The sequence below is a fragment of the Lysinibacillus sp. HST-98 genome (assembly GCF_016757845.1).
GTDB classification, from domain to species: domain Bacteria; phylum Bacillota; class Bacilli; order Bacillales_A; family Planococcaceae; genus Lysinibacillus; species Lysinibacillus capsici.
Map to the genome: position 1 here is coordinate 1 of NZ_JAENHX010000022.1, position 1,482 is coordinate 1,482.

Sequence of the window (1,482 nt, forward strand, 5' to 3'; positions counted from 1 at the left end):
GGCATCTCTTTAAACGCACTATCCACATGCAATCGCTCTGTTTTTTGATGGGCATCCTTACCAAATGGTCCGACATTTAATACAGGACCTTGTAATGCTGCCATCTCTTTGAATGGAATATGGTACGTATCGCCCCATACAGGTGTGTTCCGTTCAAATGCTAGCCACTCATTGGATGCATCTGAATAGTTGACATAGCTTAAATCACAAATTCCGTTAAAGTAGTGGATCTGCTCCACCTCAATATCAAATGTTTGAGCTGTTTGCTTCATTAATTCAATCGACTGTTTCACTAATGGGTGATTGGATGAATTAATGGCTGGATAGTAAGGGGGTGCATATAGCAGGACTGTGGCAGGTGCTAATTCCTGACAGCGAATCATGAGCTGATCCACAATACGAATGGATTTTTCACGATCATCCCATACACGATGCTGCTGAACCTGCTGCTTAATCGCTTGTACTTCCTCAGCCCCTAATTTACGGATCGCATGCTCCAATAATGCCTCGTAGCGTAAGACCTTTACCTTGCCCACACCCTGCACATTTTCTCTTGTACAAATGTCTTGATAGTGCGCATTGCAAGCAGCCATTGCCTGTAACGCAACTTCCTCAAAAATAGCCATTACCTCTGCCGCTGTCCGTTTTAACAAAAAGACATTGTAAAGTGCCGCCGCACGGTATGGTGTTTGTGTAGAATACTCCATTTTTAAATCTTTTAATTGTAGAGAAACAGGTAGTGGTGTACTTTCACCTAAATCTGTTTCACGGAAAAGGGGATTCCACTCCATATGCTGTGTCATATAGGAAGCGATAAAGGGAGCCGTCATCCCTTTTAATGGCTCACCAACATGTGTCTCTTTTCCGTAGAACAAAGCAGCAGGCATGATTTTACCAATTGTACCTGAATAAATATATTCATTCGTATCCGATGGCCCTTGTGAAAACGATGGCTCACTATTTAAAAATAATTTATAAGTTAAACCGTGCTGTTCCCGCAGTCTCACCAGTTCCACAACAGCCGCTCTCATACCGGCAGAGTTGACTTCCTCATCAGGAACCGTCGTTAAAATCAAATTAATCGGCCATTGCTCTAAGCTTGCCTTTTCGATCAACTGCATGTGTAAGGCAAGACCCATTTTCATATCCATTGTGCCGCGACCAAATAAATAATTCCCAGACGCCAAATCAATCCGAGCTGCCTCTGGTAAATCTTTTAGGTATTTAGGTTCCATTAGCTTTTTCGTTAGTTCTTCTGGATAAAAGGCTAACGGCTCTAGTTCACCATATTCCTCCGTATGCACGGTATCGAAGTGACTGATTAACACAACGGTTTCTGTTGCCGTTGGATGCTTATAGAAGGCTGTCACTGCATTTCTGCCAAGCCCTGCATCATGTAATTCAATCAAGTCTGGATGCTTTTCAAAGTATGGAAGCGTTAACAATTTATCTTTTAAGCGAAAGGCAAATTTATTTTCGCCC

1 protein-coding gene is annotated in these 1,482 nt (G+C 42.4%); it reads right to left on the minus strand.

Features of this window, described 5'->3' with window-relative positions:
• Nucleotides 1-1,482, minus strand: a 1,482-nt coding sequence (locus tag JIN86_RS23325) for a M20/M25/M40 family metallo-hydrolase (protein WP_202342975.1), incomplete at both ends; no start/stop codon positions are given.